1 protein-coding gene and 1 pseudogene are annotated in these 1110 nt (G+C 59.5%); both read left to right on the forward strand.

Annotation, left to right across the window (positions count from 1 at the left end; genetic code table 11):
- Window positions 1–160 precede the first annotated feature (160 nt).
- Complete coding sequence (locus AB4Z11_RS32310; protein ID WP_442030356.1) at window positions 161–730, forward strand: TetR/AcrR family transcriptional regulator; 570 nt, start codon at window positions 161–163, stop codon at window positions 728–730.
- Between the two features lie 25 nt (window positions 731–755).
- Window positions 756–1110: pseudogene (locus tag AB4Z11_RS32315) on the forward strand (ferritin-like domain-containing protein); the annotation flags it as partial.

Here is a 1110-nt window from a genome sequence, read left to right on the forward strand (position 1 = left end):
GACCGTGGTTGATCTGTCAGCGCTGGCGCCGAAGCTGAACACCCAGGGCGTACGTGTCTACGTCCAGGGCAACCCGCTGTACCAGTAATGTGAAGCGCGCGGGCCGGTTGCATCCCGGTCCGCTTCCATTATCATGGACACGTTTTGACGTGGAGGATGCATGCGATACCCACCCGGCCATAAGGAAGAGCGCCGCAAGGAATTACTGAAGACCAGCGGTGAGGTCATCAAAAATAAAGGCTTTTCGGCCACTGGCGTGGACGCGCTGATGGCCGCTGCCGGCATGACCAGCGGCGCCTTCTACAGTAACTTCTCATCGAAAAACGACTTGCTCAAGGCGCTGGTGGAAAGTGAGCTGGAACGCACGCGCGGCATCTATGAAGCCAATCCCCATACTTCACCGGAAGCATGGCTGGAATTCGAAATCGACCGCTACCTGAGCCTGAGCCATGCACAGCGTACCGAGTCCGGCTGCGTGATTCCCGCCATCGGCGCCGAGATCGCGCGCGGCGACAAAGAGATCAAGGAAGTATTCGAACGCGAACAGCGCAAACTGGTGGCAATCCTGACCGAAAAGCTGGGCAGCGAAGCGCTGGCCTGGGCTTTCAAGGCTCAATTGATCGGCACCATCATGATGGCGCGCGCCATGCCGACCGAAGCCGCGCAGCAGGAAGTGCTCGACGCGGGAAAAAAATTTTTGAAAGCCGCTGTACAATCCATCCGACGGTAAGCCAATCCCATAGGAGGCAAGTCTGATGGTCGATCACATTCTTCAGGCGGATCACGCCATGCGCAACTGGGCGGACCCTTCGCCCGATCCCGTGCGTCCCGGTTCCGAACGCCACTTGCGCATGTTCTGCGAGCTGCTGCTGCAGACGCATAATCCGTACAAGCCTGCCGTGATCGACTGGCCCAAGCTGGAGCCTGACGCGCTCAATCGAGTGACCTCACTGCCGATCTGGGATATCGCCGTACAGACCGAAGGCCGCGCATCCATCCGCGTGCGCACCTTCGCGCAAACCGTTCAAGACCCGCTGCTGCGCCGCGCCCTCGATATGGATGCGGACGAAGAGGCCCGCCACAAAGTCGTGCTCTCCAAACTGGTTGAGG

This window comes from Pseudoduganella sp. RAF53_2, assembly GCF_052113985.1.
Lineage (GTDB): Bacteria > Pseudomonadota > Gammaproteobacteria > Burkholderiales > Burkholderiaceae_D > Rugamonas.